Raw genomic sequence first — 21,462 nt, forward strand, 5'->3', positions numbered from 1 at the left:
CCGCTCAAGCTGCTGGTCAAAGACGGCGCGACCACGCGCGCGAGCCTCGGCGTGGCGATTCTGTGCTCGGTACAGAATTTCGGCTACTACGGCCTGATGATCTGGATGCCCTCGTATCTGTCGAAGACGTTCGGTTACTCGCTCACCAAGTCGGCCATGTGGACGGCGGTGACGGTGCTGGGCATGGCATTCGGCATCTGGCTGTTCGGCCGGCTTGCAGACCGCTTCGGACGTCGGCCGACGTTCATCGGCTACCAGATCGGCGCGGTCGTGATGGTGTTCGTCTACGCGCAATTGCACACGCCGTTCTCGCTGCTGATCGGCGGCGCGGCGATGGGCATGTTCGTGAACGGCATGATCGGCGGCTACGGCGCGCTGATCTCGGAGCTGTACCCTACCGCGGCGCGTGCCACGGCGCAGAACGTGCTGTTCAACATCGGCCGTGCCGTCGGCGGTTTCGGGCCGCTCACCGTCGGTGCGCTGGCGGCGGCCTACTCGTTCAAGCTGGCGCTCGTCTTCCTCGCGAGCATTTATGTGCTCGATATTCTCGCTACGCTTTTCCTGATTCCGGAGCGTCGCGGCGAAGCGCTGTCCTAACCTCTGTTGCCCGCTACGCCGGCCGCGCAGGCGGCGTCGAGCTTTCGGCGCAAGGTGTACACTTTGCGTCCTGCGGTGCATCCGGCGCACCGCAAGCCCCCACGGTCCGACGCGCGCGAGCGCGGCATGCAGGATCGGGGGACGCGCGGCGGCCATCACGCTGCCGCGCGGTGAAGAACCCCGTCGACGACACAATCGCCGAATCCCTCCGGTTGGCTCTTCCCCCGCCGTGATCCGTCAAAAGACGGCTGAGTCCACGCGCTGCCCGCATGCGGCACGGACCCCGGCCGTCGCCCTGTCCTTAGGTATCGAGATATGGATGAACAACTGAAACAAAGCGCCCTGGCGTACCACGAGAATCCGCGTCCGGGCAAAATCTCGGTGACGCCGACCAAGCCGCTGTCGAACCAGATCGATCTGTCGCTGGCTTACTCTCCCGGCGTGGCCTACGCCTGCGAGGCGATTGCCGAAGATCCGCTCGCTGCCAATCGCTACACGTCGCGCAGCAATCTCGTCGGTGTGATCACCAATGGCACAGCCGTGCTCGGCCTGGGCAACATCGGTCCGCTTGCCGCCAAACCGGTGATGGAAGGCAAGGGCTGTCTGTTCAAGAAGTTCGCCGGTATCGACGTGTTCGACATCGAACTCGCCGAGCATGACCCGGACAAGCTCGTTGAAGCGATCGCCATGCTCGAGCCGACGCTCGGCGGCATCAACCTCGAAGACATCAAGGCGCCCGAGTGCTTCTACATCGAGAAGAAGCTGCGCGAGCGCATGAAGATTCCCGTCTTCCACGACGATCAGCACGGCACCGCCATCATTGCCTCGGCCGCGATCCTCAACGGCCTGAAGGTCGTGGGCAAGGACATCGGCCGCGTCAAGCTGGTGTGCTCGGGCGCGGGCGCTGCCGCTATCGCCTGTCTGGACCTGCTTGTGAATCTCGGCCTGAAGAAGGAGAACATTCTCGTTCTCGATTCGAAGGGCGTGATCCACACCGGCCGCGACAAGCTCGACGAGAGCAAGGCGCGCTACGCCGCGGCGACCGATGCCCGTACGCTGGCCGACGCGAGCAACGGGGCCGACGTCTTCCTCGGCTGCTCGACCGCCGGCGTGCTGACCGGCGACATGGTCAAGACCATGGGCACGAAGCCGCTGATTCTCGCGCTCGCCAACCCCGAGCCGGAAATCCGCCCGGAAATCGCGAAGGCTGCGCGTCCGGACTGCATCATCGCGACCGGCCGTTCGGACTACCCGAACCAGGTCAACAACGTGCTGTGCTTCCCGTTCATCTTCCGCGGTGCGCTCGACGTTGGTGCGACCACCATCACGGAAGAGATGAAGCTCGCCACCGTGCGCGCCATCGCCGAGCTGGCGCAGGAAGAAGAGCAAAGCGAAGAAGTCGCGCGCGCCTATGAAGGCCAGTCGCTCGAATTCGGGCCGGAATACATCATTCCGAAGCCGTTCGATCCGCGTCTGATCATCAAGATCGCACCGGCCGTGGCGCAAGCCGCGATGGACTCGGGCGTGGCCACGCGTCCGATCGCCGACATGGACGCCTACCGCGAGCAACTCGGCACGACCGTGTATCGCACCGGTTTCATCATGCGCCCGGTGTTCGCTGCAGCCCGTGCCCGCTTCGGTAACGACGCCGCGCGTATCGTGTTCGCCGAAGGGGAAGACGAGCGCGTGCTGCGCGCTGCCCAATTCGTGCTGGCCGAGCGCATCGCCAAACCGATCATCATCGGCCGTCCGGCCGTGGTGGAAATGCGCCTGCAGAAGATCGGCTCGAAGCTCAAACCGGGCGTTGACTTCGAGATCGTGAATCCGGAAGACGACGCGCGTTATCAGCGTTGCTGGCAGGCGTATCACGACCTGGGTGCGCGTCACGGTGTGACGCCGGAAGTCGCCAAGGCCGCCATGCGCAAGGACAACACGCTGATTGGCGCGATCCTCGTGCATCTGGGCGAAGCCGACGGCATGATCTGCGGCATGATCGATACGTACCACCGCCATCTGGATGTGGTCGATCAGGTGCTGGGCCGTGCCGCCGGTGTCGAGAACTACGCGGCGATGAACCTGTTGATGCTCGAGAAGCGCAACCTGTTCATCAGCGACACCTACGTCAATGAGACGCCAACCTCGGAGCAGCTCGCCGAGATGACCGTGCTCGCCGCGAAGGAAATCGAGCGCTTCGGCATCGCCCCGAAGGTGGCGCTGCTCTCGAACTCGAACTTCGGTAGCGTGAAGTCGGCTTCGGCACAACGCATGGCCCGCGCCTGCGAACTGCTCGCCAAGCGTGCGCCGTCGCTGGAAGTCGACGGCGAAATGCACGGCGACGCCGCGTTGTCGGAGTCGGTGCGTCGTGCCGCGTATCCGGCGTCGCGTCTGTCGGGCGAAGCGAACCTGCTCGTCATGCCGAACGTGGAAGCGGCGAACATCACGTACAACCTGCTCAAGATGACGGGCGGCGAAGGCGTGACGGTGGGCCCGTTCCTGCTCGGCTGCGCCAAGCCGGTTCACATCCTGACGCCGGCCGCGACCGTGCGCCGCATCATCAACATGACGGCCGTTGCCGCGGCCAACGTCATTCGTTGAGCCTCGGGACGGAGGTGTCGCCGCAGCGCCTGCGGCGCGCACGTCCGCCGAGGGTGCGCTAGCGCATAAAAGAATCCCGCCAGACGCTTACGCGCTGGCGGGATTTTTTTGGGACTGACGGATAGCGGGTCAGGCGCTCAGGTGGTCAAGCGGCAGCGCGATGCGAACCGCCGTCGCGGAACTGCGTGAGCAACTTCGTCCACTTGATGCGGGTGGCGGCGAGGTTCTGCTCCTTGACGTGCCCGAAGCCGCGAATCTCCTGCGGCAGTTCCGCCAATTGCACGGCCAGCGACAGATTGTGCTCGCCGAGGCGCGACAACAACTCGTTGACCAGCGTTTCATACTCGCCGATCAGCGCCCGCTCCGTGCGACGCTCTGGCGTCCGGCCGAAGAGATCGAACGCTCCGCCACGCAGCCCTTTGAACCTGGCGAGCACGCCGAACGCCTTCATCATCCACGCGCCATAGGTCTGCTTGATGAGATGACCCTTGTCGTCGTGCTTGGCCAGCGACGGCGGCGCCAGATGGAAGCGCAACGTGAAGTCGCCTTCGAACTGCTCGTTGAGCTTCTTCATGAAGGCCGGGTCGGTGTACAGGCGGGCCACTTCGTACTCGTCCTTGTAGGCCATGAGCTTGTAGAGCCCCCGCGCGACCGCTTCGGTGAGCGGCATCGGCATGCCCTCCGGCGTGAGTCCGGCTTCGGCAGCGCGCACGCGATCCACCGTTTGCTTGAAGCGCTCTGCGTAGGCACGATCCTGATACGCCACGAGTTGGTCGTAGCGACGCTCGATCAACCGGTCGAGCGCATGCGGCGTGTGCAGGGTGATCAGCTTGCCACCGGCGGCCGCCGGCGCCGGTGCCTCGTTCTGCTGCGCAAGCTTGCGTACGCTCGCCAGATCGTGCGCGGCACGACGTCCCCATTCGAACGCCTGTTTGTTCTTCTCGACGGCCACCCCGTTGAGCTCGATGGCGCGCGTGAGCGCAGCGTACGAGAGCGGTACCCAGCCCTTCTGCCATGCGTAGCCCAACACGAATGGGTTCGTGTAGATGGTGTCGCCGAGCAGTCGCAGCGAGAGGTGATTGGCGTCGACGAAGTCAACGTTTTCACCGGCGGCCGCGCGGATGTCGTGCTCCGTGCTCGTGCCGGGGAAGCGCCAGTTCGGATTGCGGATGAAGTCGGCCGTCGGCGTATGGGCGCTGTTGACCACGATGTTTGTCACGCCGTGCTGCACGCGTGAGAGCGTGTCGTCGCTCGCCGTCGTGATGGCGTCGCAGCCGATGACGACGCGGGCGTCGCCCATGGCGATGCGCGTGGCATGAATGTCTTCCGGCTGCAGGGCGATCTGCACGTGGCTCGTCACCGCGCCGCCCTTCTGGGCGAGGCCGGTCACGTCGAGCGTGGTGACGCCCTTGTTCTCGAGGTGCGCGGCCATGCCGAGCAACGCGCCAATGGTCACCACGCCCGTGCCGCCCACCCCCGTCACGAGAATGCCGTACGGACGCGCGATGGCGGGCAGCGCCGGTTCCGGCAGCGGCGGCAGCTCGCTGCTGTCGACCTGCGCCGTCTTGGGCTTGCGCAACTGACCGCCTTCGACCGTCACGAAGCTCGGGCAGAAGCCGTTCAGGCACGAGTAGTCCTTGTTGCACGTCGACTGATTGATCTGACGTTTCGTGCCGAATTCCGTCTCCAGCGGCTCGACCGAGAGGCAGTTCGACTTCACCGAGCAGTCGCCGCAACCTTCGCAGACCGCTTCGTTGATCACCACGCGCTTTGCCGGATCGGGGAATGCACCGCGTTTGCGACGGCGGCGCTTCTCGGTGGCGCACGTCTGGTCGTAGATCAGGATCGACGTGCCCTTGACCAGTCGCAGTTCGCGCTGCACGCGGTCGAGGTCGTTGCGGTGGTAAACCGGCACATCGCCGACGAGCTTCACGCCGTCGTACTTCTCGGGCTCGTCCGTCACGATGACGATCTTCGTCGCGCCTTCGGCATCCACCTGCGCCACGATCTGCGGCACCGTCAGCGTGCCGTCGACCGGCTGGCCACCGGTCATGGCGACCGCGTCGTTGTACAGGATCTTGTAGGTGATGTTGACCTTCGACGAGATCGCCGCGCGAATCGCGAGCAGGCCCGAGTGGAAGTACGTACCGTCGCCCAGGTTGGCGAAGATGTGCTCGTCGCACGAGAACGGTGCCTGACCGATCCAGGGCACGCCTTCACCGCCCATCTGCGAGAACGTGTCGGTGCGCCGATCCATCCACACGGTCATGTAGTGACAGCCGATGCCGGCGATGGCGCGCGAGCCTTCGGGCACGTTGGTCGACGTGTTGTGCGGACAACCCGAGCAGAACCACGGCTTGCGCTCGACGGCCACGCGCGGCTTGGCGAGAGCTTGCTCCTTCGCGTCGATCACGCGCAGGCGGGTCGCGATGCGCTCGCGCACGTCGCTCGGCAACTCGAACTTTTCCAGACGCGTGGCAATCGCCTTGGCGATCAGCGCGGGGGAGAGTTCGTAGTGGGCGGGCAGCAGCCAATTGGCCATCGGCACCGACCATTCGCCGCCGGCGCCATCCTTTTCGTCGAACTTGCCATACACGCGCGGGCGCACGTCGTCGCGCCAGTTGTACAGCTCTTCCTTGATCGCGTATTCGAGGATCTGGCGCTTTTCCTCGACCACGAGAATTTCCTGGAGCCCTTGTGCGAACGCGCGCGCACCCTGCGCTTCAAGCGGCCACACACAGCCCACCTTGTACAGACGAATGCCGATGCGCTGACACGTGGCTTCGTCCAGCCCCAGATCGGCGAGCGCCTGACAGACGTCGAGATACGCCTTGCCGCCGGTCATGATGCCGAAGCGCGCATGGGGCGAATCGATCATTACGCGGTCGAGCTTGTTGGCGCGCACGTACGCAAGGCCCGCGTACCACTTGTAGTCGAGCAAACGCGCTTCCTGCACCAGCGGCGGGTCGGGCCAGCGAATGTTCAGGCCGTCGGGCGGCATGATGAAGTCGTCCGGCAGGTGAATGTCGACGTTGTGCGGATCGATCATCACCGAGGCCGACGACTCGACCACATCCGTCACGCATTTCATCGCGACCCACAGGCCCGAGTAACGGCTCATGGCCCAGCCATGCAGGCCGTAATCGAGATACTCCTGCACGTTCGACGGATACAGCACGGGAATGCCGGCGGCCTTGAAAACGTGCTCGGACTGGTGCGCGAGGGTGGAGGACTTGGCTGCGTGGTCGTCGCCCGCGAGCACCAGCACGCCGCCGTGCTTCGACGAGCCGGCCGAGTTACCGTGCTTGAGCACGTCCATCGAGCGGTCGACGCCGGGGCCCTTGCCGTACCACATGGAGAATACGCCGTCGTACTTGGCGGGGTACAGGTTGACCTGCTGCGACCCCCACACGGCGGTCGCCGCGAGGTCTTCATTCAAGCCGGGCTGAAAAACGACATGATGGCTGGCGAGGTGCTGCTTCGCTTTCCATAGCGACAGATCCAGCCCGCCCAGCGGCGAGCCGCGATAGCCCGATATGAAGCCTGCGGTGTTGAGTCCGGCCGCAGCGTCGCGCGCCTGCTGCAACATCGGAAGCCGGACCAGGGCCTGAATGCCGCTCATGTAGGCGCGACCGCGCTCGAGCGTGTATTTGTCGTCGAGCGTGACCGATTCCAGTGCGGCCAGCAAGCTCGGATTGACGGGGGCGTTCATGGGGTGTGCTCCTCACTCTCACTGATTTTGGGATCGCCAAAACTTCCTGCCCCTCCCGCTCTCGTGAAGCAGGACGGCAGCGGTGAATGCCGGCCTCTGATGGTTGCGTGCCCGGGGACTCACTTGCGTGATGCCATCAGGCGAGCGGGGGCCTTTTTTGTATTGCGCTCACCGGTCGAACTCATGGTAGCACCGGTGTCATGGCATTGCCTGACGGGGACGGTGGCGTCTCATCGGTGACCGATCCAGCGAAGTATAGCGATCATTGTGACGTTTACGTAAACGTCAGATAGCTCTCGTATACCCTCGTCGATGGGTTGGGTGTGCCGTGCCTCGTCGTGTCCACCGATGCGGCATCGCGACGACGGGCGGCTTTCGGATTTCGCTTCGAAATGGCGCGATTGTGTCGCGATGATGTCGGCAACCGTACGCTTGTCAGCATCTTCTGACGCGCGGGTAACAACGTGTAACGGTTGGCGGCGGGAGGGAACGGCGCGGGCAGAATGGTTACTAACGCTTTACCCGACACGTTGGGTACGTACTTTGCGCACAGTCAGTGCGCGTTGCAATGCCGCAATACGTAAGAAGGAGTCACTGTGAATCAACGAAACATCGCCAAATTCCTGTTGGTTTCCGCTTCGTTTCTGACCCTGGAAGTGAGCGTCGCTCGCGCCGACGAAATGGCGCGCGACACGACGGCCGAACCCATTCCGATCGTTTCCCCGGTTTCCCCGGTGGCCCCGATCACGCAGCCGCGTTCCACGCAATCGCCGCAGCGTTACGAAGGCCCGCTCGACCAGCGCACGATCGATCCGCGAGAATTCCAGCGTCGCTGAGGCGACCCGATGTCCCAAAGGCGTCGCCCACCCGCGATGCGCCCCGATACCCCAAGGCGCCACCTCACCCGGTGGCGCTTTTTTTGTCCCGAGCGCCTTTGCTGTAATCTCCCGTAATCATCGAATCGGGGGAGATGGATTCCTTGAGATTGAAATAATACGCAATAATATTGCGAACTATTAGCAATAACGGGAAATAATGTGCCAAAACTCGAACTGGACAAAATCGATCGCCGCATTCTCGCCTTGCTTCAAAGCAATGGCCGGCTGTCCAATCTCGAAATCGCAGAGCAGGTGAGACTCTCGCCGAGCCCATGCCTGCGACGCATTCGTCGCCTGGAGGAAGCGGGCGTCATTCGCGGCTATGTCGCCTTGCTGGAGCCCACGCGCATCGGCCTCGGCCTGCTGGCCTACGTCAATGTACGGCTAGACAAGCGCCATCCTGGCGATGGGCAGGGTGGCTCGGTCATCGAACACTTCCGCGCCGTGGTCGATACCTGGACGGAGGTCGTCGGCTGCTATGCGATGGCTGGCGACATGGACTACCTGCTGCGCGTGCACGTGCGCGACATGGCGCACTTCTCGCGCTTCATGCAGGCGCAGTTGCTCGTGCATCCGAGCGTGGTCGACGTCAAAACGAGCTTCGTCCTCGATCAGCTCAAGGAGACGACAGCGCTGCCGCTTCCGTAAATCGGCGGTGGTCGCTATTCTGACGCGAACAAAAAACCCGGCCAACTGACCGGGTTTCGTTTTTTCGGGGGGCGTGGGTGCGCGGCTCAGGCGGCGCGCTGGTTCGGCAGGAGTGCGCCGAACAGGCGGCGGGCGGTGCGAAGCTGACGCTTGACCGCATAATCGAAGGCGGCGACCTGCTCCTGCATCATTTCCGAGAGCATCGACTGCGTGTCGGCGGGGGGCAGGCTCAGATAGCCGTCGGCCTCGCCGTAAGCGTAGTTGATTTCCATGCCGGCCTTCTTCGCGATGCGCATCATGCGGGCATTGCGCGACAGGCAGTGCATGTAAAGCGTGTCGACGCGCTGGTTGCGGCAGTGGATCGTGGCGCGTTCGAACAGACGCGAGCCAATCCCGCGGCCACGGGCCGATTCGAGCACCGAGACCCCGAATTCGGCGACACGCCCGTTCTGGCCTTCCGGCAGATGCGCAACATGAGCGACCGCCACGAGAGCCAGATTGTCGTCGTACACGCCAAAAACGCTGTCGCGCGAGAAGTCGAGGCTGGCGACGTAACGAGTGATCACGTCATCGGTGACGATCTGGCCGAAACGCAGCAGACGGTCTTCTTCGCCGAGGGCCAGGAAGTGGCGCTGGAGTCGATGGATGTCGCCGGAGGTCAGCTCACGAATCAGCACGCTCGACCGCTCGTTGGCGGCAACCGTCGCGCGTGCGACGTCGGGCGTGGGGTTCGGGGCAGTCATGGCGCAATCCTTGGGTATTCTTTAGTGCGTGCACTGGATTGTGCGACGCAAAAGAATTATACCTGATTGGCTAGGTGAAAACCCTAGTTTGTGGCGGGAGTGTCTGGAGGAAAGTGTCTAAGTTGCTGAAGAGCCGCGCCGTTTCTCGATGTCACCCCCAATGACGTTCGACGATAAGTTGCTGCGAGGCAACAAAAAAGGGCGATGCATCGCCCTTTTTTTGAAAGTGAGTGACTACTGGCTAAGCGCGCGATGGCGCCGCTGCTGCGGGGATGGCGGCTTCGATCCCGCCCGGCAGCGGGGTGACGAGGCCGTGCTCGAGCACGGCGATCACCTCGTTGGCGAAATCGCGATATCGCATGCGACCGCCGGGCTTGAGCCATGTGAAGGTCCAGTTGATCATGCCGAACAGCATCATCGTGAGTGCCGTCTGGTTGTGCTTGGTCACCCGGTCAGGGAACGCTCGCGAGAGTTGACGGGCAAACGCCGCGACCACGTCACGCTGACGATTGAGCACGATCTCCCGTTGCTCGTCGTTGAGAAACTTCACGTCGTTGAGCAGTGCAATATGACGCGTCTGCGACGTCTCGTACTCATCGAGAAAGGCGCGGATCAGTTCATGGAACGTATCGCGCTCGGACAGCCCGCGGCGTTGGCCGAGCGCCTCGACCTCGGTGACGATCAGCATCAAGCGCTTGGTGTAGCGCTCGAGCAGATCGAACAGGATGGCGTCCTTGCTCGCGTAATAGTGATACAGCCGGGCCTTCGACGTGCCGCACGCGGCGGCCAGTTCGGACATCGAGGCGCTCGGATAACTCGCGTGTGCGAATGCTTCGGCGGCGACATCGAGAATCTGTTCGCGCTGCGATTCGTGATCGGGCGCTTTGGTACGTGCCATAAACGGGGGTCACTCCAGTCGTAGATCGCACGCGGCGGGCGCCGTGGTGTCGCCGCGCAACGCGAGCCGGCCTGCCGCGCCGAGTTCGCGGCAGCGCCACAGCAGAAAACTGTCGGTCGCAAAAAAACCTTCGAAGCGCGGCATTGCCTCGCCGAGAAAGGCGGCCATGGGCGTCCACGCGACGGGCGCCAGGCCGAGAATCTGGTCATCGATTTCGGCGAACGTCGCGCCTTCGAACGTGTTGTTCACCCAGCGGCGGACCTGCGTGTTCGCCTGCTTGAGCGCGCGCCATTCCAACGACAGACGGCCAATGCGCAGCAGCGAAATCGGGGCGATACGTGCAAATCGCTCGGCCAGCACCTCTGGCGCGTACATGCCGACGCTCGTCCGTCGCGTGGCGTCCTGCGGGGACCCGGGCGTCGCCAGATCGCTGCCACGCAACACGATCTCGTTCAGGCGTGCGGGCGTATTGCGCAACATGAAGGCCACGCGTCGCAGCGTGAGCTGGTCCGACGCACTGTCCCCATGCCAGCAGACCACCGCACTGTCGCCCTCGACCAAGCGTTGCAGCGACGCCAGTTCCTCGCGCAATTCCCCCGCGTAGTCGCGCCCGGCAGACGGCAGCACGCGTTGCCAGAATGCCGCCCGCTGCCGCTCGTTCTCGTCGATCTCGCGCAGCGGACCAATGGCCAGATCGTCACGCAGAACAAGCACGGGATCGGCGCGAAGCGCTTGCGCCATCGCCGCGCGCAACTGCTGCGCGGCGATATCGCCACAGACGACATGGATGGTATTCATGCCCGCTAGTTTACGGTATTCCCGCAACCTCGGGTTGACGCTCCCGTAATGCCCGAAATAATCGGGACATTGGCGGGATTTCACGCCTGTTCCCGCCGTGTTGACGTAGTGTTCGCACGACTTGGCAAACAGGCGTTCGATCCGCCGGCCCCGCTGTCGCGGCTCCGGCGAGTCGAATGGTCAACGCAGATTCAACGTAGATTCAGCGCGGGTTCAGCGCTCGTCGTAGCTCACCACAACGCGTTCCGTGAGGGGCCGTGCCTGGCACGTCAACACGAAACCTTGCTCGACTTCGTAGTCTTCCAGCGTGTAGTTCTTGTCCATCGCCACTTCGCCCTCGAGCACCTTGGCGCGGCACGTGCAGCACACGCCGCCCTTGCACGCGTACGGCAGCGACAGACCGGCGGCAAGACCGGTATCCAGAATGCTCTGGCCCTCATACGGCTGACGCAGGCGGCGCTCCTTGCCGTCCATGACGACGACCAGCTCCGCCATCGGCGTATCGTCGGTGATGACGACCGGCTTCGCAGCGACCTGCGGCGTCGGTACGCCGAACCGTTCGACATGAATCTTCTCTTTGGCCACACCGGCGGCATGGAGCGCGGCTTCGGCGGCGTCCATCATCGGGCCCGGGCCACAGATGAACGCTTCGTCGATACTCGATGCCGGGATGAGCGTCTCAAGGAAAGCGGTGCACTTGTCCTGGTCGAGCAGGCCGTTGAACAGTTCCACCTCCTGCGCTTCGTCCGAGAGTACGTGATACAGACGCAAGCGGCCCAGATAGGTGTTCTTCAGGTCTTCGAGCGCTTCGGCGAACATGATGGCGGGCACCGCGCGGTTACCGTAGACCAGAGTGAACTGGCTGTGCGGCTCGGCGGCCAGCGTCGTCTTGATGAGCGCGAGCATCGGCGTGATGCCCGAACCGCCGGCGAAGCCGACATAGTGCTTTGTGTGGTCGGCCGACAGACGCGTGAAGAAACGGCCATCCGGCGTCATCACGTCGATCTGTTGCCCCGGCTTCAACTGATCGTTCGCGAAGTTCGAGAACTTGCCGCCCGGCACGCGCTTGATGCCCACGCGCAGTTCGCCCGTGGCATCGTAGTCGGGCACGCCGACGCAGATCGAGTAGGAGCGACGCGCTTCTTCGCCGTCGATCTCGGTCTTGAGCGTGAGGAACTGCCCTTGCGTGAAGCGATAGGCGTCGCGCAATGCGTCCGGCACCGTGAAGGCGATGGAGATGGCGTCGGCGGTCTCGGGCCGGATTTCGCGGATGGTCAGCGAATGGAATTGCGGGGTCGTCATCGTGGGCTTCCTTGATGCTCGGGTGCGATTGCCGCCGGGCAAAGTGTCGGCATCGCTACGCGCGAAGCCGGATCAATCGGGTCAATCAATAGGGCTTGAAATAGTCGAACGGCTCGCGGCACGTACGGCAACGGTAATGCGCTTTGCAGGCCGTCGAACCGAACGCGGATACCACTTCGGTGTCGGACGAGCCGCAATGCGGGCACGTCACGCCGTCTTTCGGGCGGCCGTAGAACGTGATCTTGCGGGGCGCGTCGGCGGCCACGGCGTGCGTGCCCGTGGGCGGCGCAATGCCATAGCCGCGCAGCTTTTCGCGCGCCTCGGGGCTGATCCAGTCGGTCGTCCAGGCGGGGGCGAGCACCGTCGTGACGTGCCACGGACCGAGGCCCGCGCGCGTCATGGCGGCGTCGATGTCCTCGGCGATCTGTTGCATCGCCGGGCAACCCGAGTACGTCGGCGTAATCACGATCTCAAACGCCGCACTACCGCTGGCGTTTGTGACGACGCGCACGTCGCGCAGGATGCCGAGTTCACGAATCGACACAACCGGAATCTCCGGATCGGGCACCGCTTCGAGCGTCTGCCATGCGAGCGGCAGCGACGCCTCCGAGGCCGGCGTGAGCACGTCGGGCGCAACGGGGGGAGTGAGCGGCAGATTCATGGTCGTATCGGCGAAGTGAGCGACGAAGGGAGTGGCGAGCGAATTCATCGTAGGCATGACGTGCGCGGCGCGCGGTGGCTTACCAGGTCGCGCCGGGATGCTGGCGAGCCAGCCCCTGCATCTCGCCGAGCAGATAGCTCATGTGCTCGGAGTGATGACCGAACTTGCCCGTGCTCTCGAACGCGCCGCCGACCGGTGCGTCGAGCGTGGCTTCTTGCAGCGCGTCGCTCACCGTGGCTTGCCAAGTGTCCTTCAGGCTGGCCATCGCGACGCCGGTGCCGGCGGCGGCCACGGCGTCCTCCAGCACGTCCGGCTTGAAGATCTCGTTCATGTACGGCATCAGATAGTCGAGCGCGGCTTGCGCGCGGCGGTGCGATTCCTCGGTGCCGTCGCCGAAGCGCACCAGCCAGTCGCGCGCGTGGTGCAGGTGGTAATGCGCTTCCTTGACCGACTTGGCGGCGATGGCGGCGAGGTCCGGATCCATCGACTGCGTGAGGGCTTGCCACACTTCGACCATCAGGGCCGAGTAGAGGAAGTTGCGCACGATGGTCACGGCGTAGTCGCGCTCGGCGGCCGTCGTGCCGGCGGTCGGACCGTAGTGGGGCAGTTCGACCAGCGTCCAGTTGCGGAACGCGAATTCGTCGCGCCAGAAGGCGTAATCGTCTTCCTGTTTCGCGATGCCGGTCAGCGCGGTGTCGATCTTGGCGGCATGCTGATACAGCATGCGTGCCTGACCGATGAGATCGAGGCTCAGGTTGGTGAGCGCAATGTCTTCTTCCAGCACGGGGCCGTGACCGCACCATTCCGCATTGCGCTGACCGAGGATCAGCGCGTTGTCGGCGAGGCGCAGCAGATAGGACAAATGTTCCTGCGTCGGTTTCATGTTCTGGGGTCTCGCATGGGGCGCGCCGATCAACGCGGCGCGCTGCCGCTTACATGTGGTTCACTTCTTCCGGCAACTGGTAGAAGGTCGGATGGCGGTAGATCTTGTCGGCGGCCGGATCGAACAGCTCGGCCTTGTCTTCGGGGGCCGACGCCGTGATGGCGGCGGACGGCACGACCCAAAGGCTCACCCCTTCCTGGCGGCGCGTGTAGACGTCGCGCGCCATATGCAACGCCATCTCGGCGTCCGCGGCGTGCAGGCTACCGCAGTGTTTGTGTTCGAGGCCCATCTTGCTGCGCACGAACACTTCCCAGAGGGGCCATTCCTTGCTGCTTGCTTGCGTCATGATCGTTCCTGATGTCTTGTAAGGGGCTGCCGGTGACTGGGCGCGTGCGGGCTCAGGCGGCTTGCTTCTCGGCACGCTGGCGTTGTTTGGCGGCGTGCGCCAGGGCGGCGTCGCGCACCCAGGCGCCTTTTTCGTGGGCGGCCACGCGCGTGCCGACACGTTCCTTGTTGCACGGGCCGTCGCCGCCGACCACGCGCCAGAATTCGCTCCAGTCGATCTCGCCGTAGTCGTGTGCCTTGCGGGCCTCGTTCCACTTCAGATCCGGATCGGGAAAGCTCACGCCGAGCACCTTGGCCTGTTCGACGGCGGCGTCGACGAATTTCTGACGCAGATCGTCGTTCGAAATGCGCTTGATGCCCCACTGCATGGTTTGCGTGCTGTGGATCGAGTCCTTGTCGCTCGGGCCGAACATCATCAGCACCGGCCACCACCAGCGGTTCACGGCTTCCTGAACCATGTCGCGTTGGGCTTGCGTGCCGCTCATCATTGAGAGCAGGGCGTCGAAACCCTGACGCTGGTGGAACGACTCTTCCTTGCACACGCGGATCATGGCCCGCGCATACGGGCCGTACGAGCAGCGGCACAGCGGTACCTGGTTCATGATGGCGGCGCCGTCGACGAGCCAGCCGATCACGCCGACATCGGCCCAGGTGAGCGTCGGGTAATTGAAGATGCTGGAGTACTTGGCCTTGCCCGAGTGCAGCGCGTCGATCATCTGGTCGCGCGACGTGCCGAGCGTTTCGGCGGCGGAATACAGATAGAGGCCGTGGCCGGCCTCGTCCTGCACCTTGGCGAGCAGGATGGCCTTGCGCTTGAGGCTGGGCGCGCGCGAGATCCAGTTGCCTTCCGGCAGCATGCCGACGACTTCCGAGTGCGCGTGTTGCGAGATCTGGCGCACGAGCGTCTTGCGGTACTCGGCGGGCATGTAGTCCTGCGGCTCGATCTTCTGATCGGCGGCGACGCGGGCGTCGAAGCGGGCTTGTTGTGCCTGCTCCGCCTCGCTCAGGGCGCGCACACCCTTGGGGCTGTTGCCGGCCAGGTCGATGGCTTGCGTATACATAGAGGAAGGTCTCCGCGGCATGTAGGGATATGGAACGCATTATAAACCGACCGGCCGGTCGGTCAATAAATGTTTTCCATGAGATGGCGGAGATTGTTTGTTGCAGATATGGAGCGCCAGCGAAGGTGGGATTCGCCGCGCGCCGAAGGGGGGCGGGCGCGCGTGAGCGACTGGGGGGGGGGCGTGCGGTGACGCCGGAAAGCGAGAAGCGATGTCTCAGCGTGCGGATGCCGAGGCGCACCGCTTCAACGCCTCGACAAACGCCGCGGCGAGCGGCGACAGGGGGTCGCCGCGGCGCCATGCCACGCCCATCGGCGCGGGCAGCGGTGGAGGGCGCAAAGGCAGAATCGTGACGTCGCCCTTGTCGCGCAGGGCATGGGCCAGGCGGCTCGGCAGCACGGTAATCGCGTTGCAGGTTTGCAGCATCCCGAGCGCGAGGGAGACGGAAAACGCCTCGACGATCATGCCGGGCCCCGGCACGCCGTCCGCGAGAAATTGCGATTGCAGCGCGTGGCTGATCGGGGACTCCTTGGGCGGGAGCAGCCAAGGATAGCCGGCAACGTCGCGCCAGCCAAGTGCCGGCACTTGGGCAAGCGGATGCTCGCGACGGCAGATGACGAGCAGATCCTCGTGGAACAGCGGTTCCAGTTCGACCGCGCTGCGAAAATACTCCGGCACCAGACGTCCCACGACCAGATCGAAGCTGCCATCGTGGAGCCCCGCGGCCAGCCCGAAGGAACCACTCTCGCGCACGGTGATGACGCAACGCGGGTGGGACTCGGCCAGCAATGCGATCGCCTGCGGCAGGAGTTGAGGCATGGCGATGAACAGGGCGCCGACGACCAGGCTCTCGCGGTGCTCGTTCATCAGGTCTCGGAGTTCGTCCTCGGCCGAGCGGAGATTGCCAAGAATCATGCGGGCGTGGCGGGCCAGCGTCCGACCGAACGTCGTCGGCACCATGCCGGACGCGGTACGCTCGTAGAGCTTCACCCCCAGTAGGTCTTCCAGCGCAGCCAGTGTCTTGGAGAGCGCCGCGCGCGTGAGATTCAGGCGATCGGCGGCCTTCGTCAAGCTGTGCGTTTCATCGAGCACCGCCACAGCCTGGAGGTACTTGAGCTTGAGGCGCGACGGTGGCGCCTGACCGGTTCTGACATTCATTTTCGATCTCCATCAACGCGTTACCGGTAACGAGGCGACGGGCCCGTTCTGTACATTGCGCACCCATGAGTCTCGCGCTATTGGCCCGCCATCGGCGCCCCCGACTGCGTCAGCCGTGCGTCAACCAATGGTTGATGGCTGATTCCAACAATTCACCTTCCCGGCAATGACCTGAACCTACACTGGCCTGCCAGACACCCGATGCGGTGTCGGGCGCAGGCGGTCGAGGCCATGCCTTTCCGTCTAATAATTTTAAGTTTCAATTATATAAGCATAAAAAATAGTCGCATTCACGCGTCCCGAACACAACTCGGGGAGATGGCGGATGCGAAGCGGGCTGGCCCTATCGGGCAAGGGCCTGCGCAAAACCTGTCCTTGCCACGCATCCAGTTCAAATCAAGGGAGACAACGTGAATCATCACGGCATTTGGGTACGTTCATTCATCACCGCAGGCCTTCTGGGCGGTGCGCTCGCCAACCCTGCGCAGGCGCAGAGCCATATCGAGATCAGCGGACTGCTGGGCGCTGGCGTGGGCTACACGAGCAACGTTGGCGGGGGCGTTGCTGTGACGGCAAACCCTGGCGTTCTGCGGCCGAACGCCCTGATCTTTCGCGGCGATGAAGACCTCGGCGGCGGCAACCGTGCCGTGTTTTATCTCGGCTCGCTGTTCAGCATTGTCAACGGCAACGTGTTCGGCGGTCCGGGCAGTCTGTTTTCCCGCGAATCGTATGTCGGACTGGCGAATCGATACGGCACGGTGACCGTCGGGAATCAACGCGACTTCATGTTCGACAGCCTGACGTTGAACCGCTACCCGGGGAGCTTCTTCGAGGGATCCTACGCCGCCCATCAGGGGCCGTTCGCGAAGTTCGGCGTGTCGTATTCCTCGCAAGGGTCGTTCGACTTCGATCGCGTGAATGGCGAGGCGATCGCCAACACCGTCAAATTCAAAAGCGCCGATTTCTCGGGCCTGACGTTCGGCGCGATGTACGGCTTCGGCGGCGTGCCCGGAAGTTTCGGCCGATCCTCCGCCAGCAGTTTCGGCATCAATTACGACTACGCGAATGCTGGCATCGGTGCGGCGTACACGATGGTCAAGTCGCCGCAAACGAACAACGGCAACGATGGCATCCGCAATATCGGTCTCGGGGTCCGCTATGGGTTCGGCAAGGTGTTGATCTCGGCACTTGCCACCCTGTCCCGAAACACGGCGACCGGGGCGCAGATCAACGCCTTCGACGTGAGCGTTGGATACGACTTCACCGCCGCGTGGTACGCGAGCGCGACGTATACGCACATGCGCGGCAACGCCCAGCTGAACGACAACCGCGCCAATCAACTCACGTCCCTTGTCGGCTACCGGCTGTCGAAGCGTACGACGCTGTACGTCGACGCCGCGCTGCAAATCGCTTCAGGCAACGGTGCGATGGCGCAAGTGAACGCGTCGGCCGGCCCTGCGAGCGGCGGTCACCAGTTCGTCAGTACCGTCAGCATCCAACACACCTTTTGACGCGTCGTCGCCCCCAAGGAGGTCTGATATGAACAACGAGATGCAGCGAAACCGGCGCAATCTTCTCAAAGCCTGCGGCGCCGTGGCTGGCAGCATGATGGTTCCCGCGCTGCTGGCGCCGGTGTCGGCGGCGTTGCACGCGGCGGAACGGCCTTCGCAGCCTGCCCAGCCAGAGCGAGACGAGTTCATCTTGCGCGGTGGGTACGTGCTGACAATGGATTCGTCACTCGGCGAATTCCCCGTGGGCGACGTGCACGTAAAGGGCGGTGCCATCGTCGCCGTGGCCGCGCGCGTTGATCTGCCGAACGTGCGAATCATCGACGCGAGCCGTACGATCGTCATGCCGGGGTTCGTGGACACGCATCAACACATGTGGACGAGCCTGTTGCGCGGCTCCCTGCGCGGCGACGATCCGACCTTCGGCTATTTCCCGAGCAAGGCCCGTGCCGGTGCCGTCATGACGCCGGAGGACATCTACCACTCGGTGCGTTTCGGGTTGGCGCAGAACCTGATGTCCGGCATCACCACCGTGCACGACTTTTGTCACAACGTGCGCTCGCCAGCGCATGCGCGGGCGGATCTACAGGCGCTGGAGGATCTTGGCGTTCGCGCCCGATTCTCATACGGGCGCTTCGGCGAGCCGTCATCGCAGCCTATGGACTGGCAGGATGTCGAGCGAGTCCGGCAGGCGATATTGCCGAAGCGTCCGCGGCTGACATTGGGCGTTGTCGTCGCACCGGTGACGGAAAAAGACGGTTCGATGCGCGCCAGCGTATTCGATGATCTCAGCACGTCGATGGCGCATGCCCAGGCCATGCAGCTTCCTTACACGCTGCACTACGGGAATCTGACGCACGGCATTATCGACGTGATGGCCAGGCATCAATGGCTGAATTCGGACCTGCTGCTGGTGCATCCGCAAGGGTTCACGGCGGCGGAGCGCCAGACGCTCGCGGCATCGAACGTGCGCATCAGTATCGCGCCCGCCATCGAGCTGCAGTACTCCACGGTGAGAAGTGGATATACCCAATTTGCGGAAATGGAAGCGCTTCACGCGCAAATGGGGCTTTCGACCGATTCTTCGGCGGCATCGGCCAATGCCAACTTCTTCAACGAAATGCGGGCCCTGCTGTGGGCACACAAGTCGAGAAGCGACACGAACGTCAAACTTACGCCGCGCCGGTTGGTGGAACTCGCGACCATCGAGGGTGCGCGCACGCTCAATCTTGCCGATCGCACTGGGTCATTGTCCCCGGGAAAACGCGCCGACATCGTGCTTGTTCGCATGGATGACCTGGATATCGCCCCCGTATTCGACCCGTTCAATTCACTGGTGTATTCGGGGCAGCCGGAGAATGTCGATACGGTGATCGTGGACGGCCGCATTTTGCGGCAAGGCGGCCGGTTCCTTACGTTCGATGTTGGCGAGGTCGTTCGTAACGCCACCCGTTCGGCCGTGCGTTTGCGACGCGAGGCGGGATTGGCGTAGCGCGCTCGGCAGGCGGCTTGCGCATGCCGGTTTTCCGTCCAGGCGGACGACGGGCGTGCGCCGAGCCGACTGCGCGTCTTGGATGGGGGGCGAAGGTGAGGTTGAGGGCTAAGAGGGAAGGGTGATGCGTGAGAGGTGAGAGGCGAAAAGCGAGAAGTGCGAGGGGAGAGGGAGGATGGGTGAGGGGGAGGGGGAAGGTGTGGGCGGCGCTGCCGCCGAAGGGCGCGTTTCACGGCGCGCCAGCGTTAGATCGGGGCGCGGATTGGGGGCGCTACGGTTCAGGTTTTCGTGGGGGGGCGCACCGTTTCAAAGCAGGTCGTCGCTCGGCAGCAACGTGACGGCGCCTGCCACCGCATTGCGCCAGAATGACGCATAGGGTTCAACGTCGAAGGTGTGCGGTTGACCATTCTCCTCGCCGATCCAGCGCAGCGCCGGAAGCGTCGGCGGGGTGATCGGCGGTGGCGTGGCGTGGTTGGCGGGTGCCAACTCGACGCGAAAACTGGCATGGGGTGACGTCACCCGGTCGAAAATCCGTGCCATGTGCTCGGCAAAATCCGGGCTGTGGATCACGATCGCTAATTCCGTATTCAGACGCACCGACCGCGGGTCCAGATTAAACGAACCGAGGACGACGTCACGCCGGTCGATGACATAGACCTTGCCGTGCAGGCTGGCACGCGACGTGCTGCCGAACGAGACGCGTCGCAGCGAGCGGGCTCCGTTATTCGTGCGCATCGGCTTGAACTCGTATAGCGCGACGCCGGCTTGCAGCAACGCCGTGCGATAGCGTGCATAGCCGGCGTGGACTGCCACGACGTCGGTCGCCGCGAGAGAGTTCGTCAGCACGCGTACCTTGACGCCGCGCTGCGTGAGCGTCGACAGAAACCTTACGCCGCCGTCCAGCGGGACGAAGTACGGGGAAATGATCAGAACCTCTTGCTGGGCATTCGCCGCCAACTGGCGCAGCTTGTGTCCGGGTGCGCTCTGGGTCTCGGCGGCAGGGGTGTCTATTTTGTCGGGACCGTCGGCCGCAAGCTCGGCGGGCGCCCAGAAGAGCGGGAGCTTGCCGTTGTGCAGACGCTCGGCGAGCGGGGGCGGGTGAAGCGCCAGATGTCCCGCGGGCGTTCGGTCGGTGTCGCGCCAGTGGCGTGCCAACGCGTCGCGCGTGGCGTCGAGCGTTGCTTCGTCGATCTTCGACTGAACCTGCTTGAGCGGATAAGACTGTTGGCTCGTCCAGAAGTGGTCGAAGCTACGGGAGACGGCGTCGACGATCGGGCCGGCACAGAGCAGATCGAAGTCGCGGAAGGACAATTCGGGATTGGCGTCGAAATACTCATCGCCCAGATTGCGGCCGCCCACGATGGCCAGCTGATTGTCGGCGACCAGCGCCTTGTTGTGCATGCGGCGGTTGAGCTGGTCGAACCGGGTGAGCAGATTGCCCGCTCGTTCGATAAGCGTGGTGTCGCGGGTGCCGAATGGGTTGAAGACGCGGATCTCGATGTTGGGATGTTGATCGAGCGCCGCAAACGCCGGGTCGGTATGGCGACGGTTGATGTCGTCGACCAGCATGCGTATGCGTACGCCGCGGTTGGCGGCGTCGAGCAGCGCCTGGAGCAGGAGGCGGCCGGTGACGTCCTCGCCGGCGCTGTAGTACTGAACGTCCAGACTGTGCTGTGCGGCCTGAACCAGTGCGAGGCGGGTGGTGAATGCGTCGGAGCCGGTGGCGAGGAGTTGGAAGCCGGACTGGCCCGAATGGGCGCGGACGGCCGTGGCCAGGGTGCTGGCGAGCGTGCCGGGCGTAGCGGCCGAGGTATGGCTCGTCCAATGAGACGGCTCGGGAGGTGGACGCACCGAACTGCAGGCGGCAACGATGAGTGCGAGCGGGAGAAGCGTGGCCAGGCGCCGCAGGACATCGAGAGAGCGCGACGGAAGGATGCGCGAATGGACCATCTCGAACGCTCTATATATAAGTATAGGAAGGGAAGAGACCCGGGTCGCTGCGTCGCCTTTCCCTATGGGCAAGGTTCCGGCAAGGATAGGCGATTTCGATGGTTACGTCCCGGTGGGATGCCGGACCGATCGTGGATCGGTGTCCTCCATGTGACCCGCGCCGTGGATCTCGGCCCGCTCGAATCGCTGTCTTTTTTGCCCGGCCCCGACCTTTTTCAAATTATTTTCACAAA

General features: G+C 63.8%; 17 protein-coding genes. 6 read left to right on the forward strand and 11 right to left on the reverse strand.

Annotated elements, in window-relative coordinates; translation table 11 throughout:
* Window positions 1–597: MFS transporter (locus A985_RS29495; protein ID WP_232424680.1), on the forward strand; the 597-nt coding region annotated here is incomplete at its 5' end.
* 315 nt (window positions 598–912) lie between these two features.
* A complete protein-coding gene (locus A985_RS0119095; protein WP_017234981.1) occupies window positions 913–3,192 on the forward strand; it encodes an NADP-dependent malic enzyme in 2,280 nt (759 codons plus the stop codon).
* Window positions 3,193–3,337: 145 nt separating this feature from the next.
* Here A985_RS0119095 and A985_RS0119100 read toward each other — a convergent pair whose 3' ends face one another.
* Window positions 3,338–6,904: an indolepyruvate ferredoxin oxidoreductase family protein gene (locus A985_RS0119100; protein WP_017234982.1), complete on the reverse strand. Its 3,567-nt coding sequence runs from the start codon at window positions 6,902–6,904 to the stop codon at window positions 3,338–3,340.
* A 596-nt stretch (window positions 6,905–7,500) separates the two neighbouring features.
* On the opposite strand from A985_RS0119100, the gene A985_RS0119105 reads away from it, so the two are divergent.
* Window positions 7,501–7,740 (forward strand): hypothetical protein, encoded by a 240-nt coding sequence (locus A985_RS0119105; protein WP_017234983.1) that lies wholly within the window; start codon window positions 7,501–7,503, stop codon window positions 7,738–7,740.
* 201 nt (window positions 7,741–7,941) lie between these two features.
* Entirely contained in the window at window positions 7,942–8,430 is a 489-nt protein-coding gene (locus A985_RS0119110) for an Lrp/AsnC family transcriptional regulator (RefSeq protein ID WP_017234984.1), read from the forward strand.
* Between the two features lie 86 nt (window positions 8,431–8,516).
* Here A985_RS0119110 and A985_RS0119115 read toward each other — a convergent pair whose 3' ends face one another.
* From A985_RS0119115 to A985_RS0119155, 9 genes are all read right to left on the reverse strand, one after another.
* Complete coding sequence (locus A985_RS0119115; protein ID WP_017234985.1) at window positions 8,517–9,173, reverse strand: GNAT family N-acetyltransferase; 657 nt, start codon at window positions 9,171–9,173, stop codon at window positions 8,517–8,519.
* 241 nt (window positions 9,174–9,414) lie between these two features.
* Window positions 9,415–10,071 carry a TetR/AcrR family transcriptional regulator gene (locus tag A985_RS0119120; RefSeq protein ID WP_017234986.1) on the reverse strand — a complete coding sequence of 219 codons (657 nt, stop codon included), beginning with the start codon at window positions 10,069–10,071 and terminating at the stop codon, window positions 9,415–9,417.
* Between the two features lie 9 nt (window positions 10,072–10,080).
* Window positions 10,081–10,869 carry a DUF1835 domain-containing protein gene (locus tag A985_RS0119125; protein ID WP_017234987.1) on the reverse strand — a complete coding sequence of 263 codons (789 nt, stop codon included), beginning with the start codon at window positions 10,867–10,869 and terminating at the stop codon, window positions 10,081–10,083.
* 213 nt (window positions 10,870–11,082) lie between these two features.
* The gene (paaE, locus tag A985_RS0119130) at window positions 11,083–12,171 is read right to left on the reverse strand and encodes a 1,2-phenylacetyl-CoA epoxidase subunit PaaE (protein ID WP_017234988.1); all 1,089 of its coding nucleotides are present in this window, start codon (window positions 12,169–12,171) and stop codon (window positions 11,083–11,085) included.
* Between the two features lie 85 nt (window positions 12,172–12,256).
* On the reverse strand, window positions 12,257–12,832 hold the full coding sequence (gene paaD / locus A985_RS0119135; RefSeq protein WP_026132152.1) for a 1,2-phenylacetyl-CoA epoxidase subunit PaaD: 576 nt from the start codon (window positions 12,830–12,832) through the stop codon (window positions 12,257–12,259).
* 79 nt (window positions 12,833–12,911) lie between these two features.
* Complete coding sequence (gene paaC / locus A985_RS0119140) at window positions 12,912–13,715, reverse strand: 1,2-phenylacetyl-CoA epoxidase subunit PaaC (RefSeq protein WP_017234990.1); 804 nt, start codon at window positions 13,713–13,715, stop codon at window positions 12,912–12,914.
* Window positions 13,716–13,764: 49 nt separating this feature from the next.
* Window positions 13,765–14,061 carry a 1,2-phenylacetyl-CoA epoxidase subunit PaaB gene (gene paaB, locus A985_RS0119145; RefSeq protein WP_017234991.1) on the reverse strand — a complete coding sequence of 99 codons (297 nt, stop codon included), beginning with the start codon at window positions 14,059–14,061 and terminating at the stop codon, window positions 13,765–13,767.
* 52 nt (window positions 14,062–14,113) lie between these two features.
* Window positions 14,114–15,121: a 1,2-phenylacetyl-CoA epoxidase subunit PaaA gene (gene paaA, locus A985_RS0119150; protein ID WP_017234992.1), complete on the reverse strand. Its 1,008-nt coding sequence runs from the start codon at window positions 15,119–15,121 to the stop codon at window positions 14,114–14,116.
* A gap of 216 nt (window positions 15,122–15,337) precedes the next feature.
* Window positions 15,338–16,279: a LysR family transcriptional regulator gene (locus A985_RS0119155; RefSeq protein WP_017234993.1), complete on the reverse strand. Its 942-nt coding sequence runs from the start codon at window positions 16,277–16,279 to the stop codon at window positions 15,338–15,340.
* Between the two features lie 410 nt (window positions 16,280–16,689).
* Between A985_RS0119155 and A985_RS0119160 the strand changes: the two genes are divergently transcribed.
* On the forward strand, window positions 16,690–17,790 hold the full coding sequence (locus tag A985_RS0119160) for a porin (RefSeq protein ID WP_017234994.1): 1,101 nt from the start codon (window positions 16,690–16,692) through the stop codon (window positions 17,788–17,790).
* A 28-nt stretch (window positions 17,791–17,818) separates the two neighbouring features.
* On the forward strand, window positions 17,819–19,279 hold the full coding sequence (locus A985_RS0119165) for an amidohydrolase family protein (protein WP_017234995.1): 1,461 nt from the start codon (window positions 17,819–17,821) through the stop codon (window positions 19,277–19,279).
* A gap of 306 nt (window positions 19,280–19,585) precedes the next feature.
* Here A985_RS0119165 and A985_RS0119170 read toward each other — a convergent pair whose 3' ends face one another.
* A complete protein-coding gene (locus A985_RS0119170; RefSeq protein WP_017234996.1) occupies window positions 19,586–21,229 on the reverse strand; it encodes a phospholipase D family protein in 1,644 nt (547 codons plus the stop codon).
* Between the last annotated feature and the right edge of the window lie 233 nt (window positions 21,230–21,462).

Origin of the sequence: Pandoraea sp. B-6 (assembly GCF_000282835.1) — a bacterium.
In the GTDB taxonomy this organism is placed as follows: domain Bacteria; phylum Pseudomonadota; class Gammaproteobacteria; order Burkholderiales; family Burkholderiaceae; genus Pandoraea; species Pandoraea cepalis.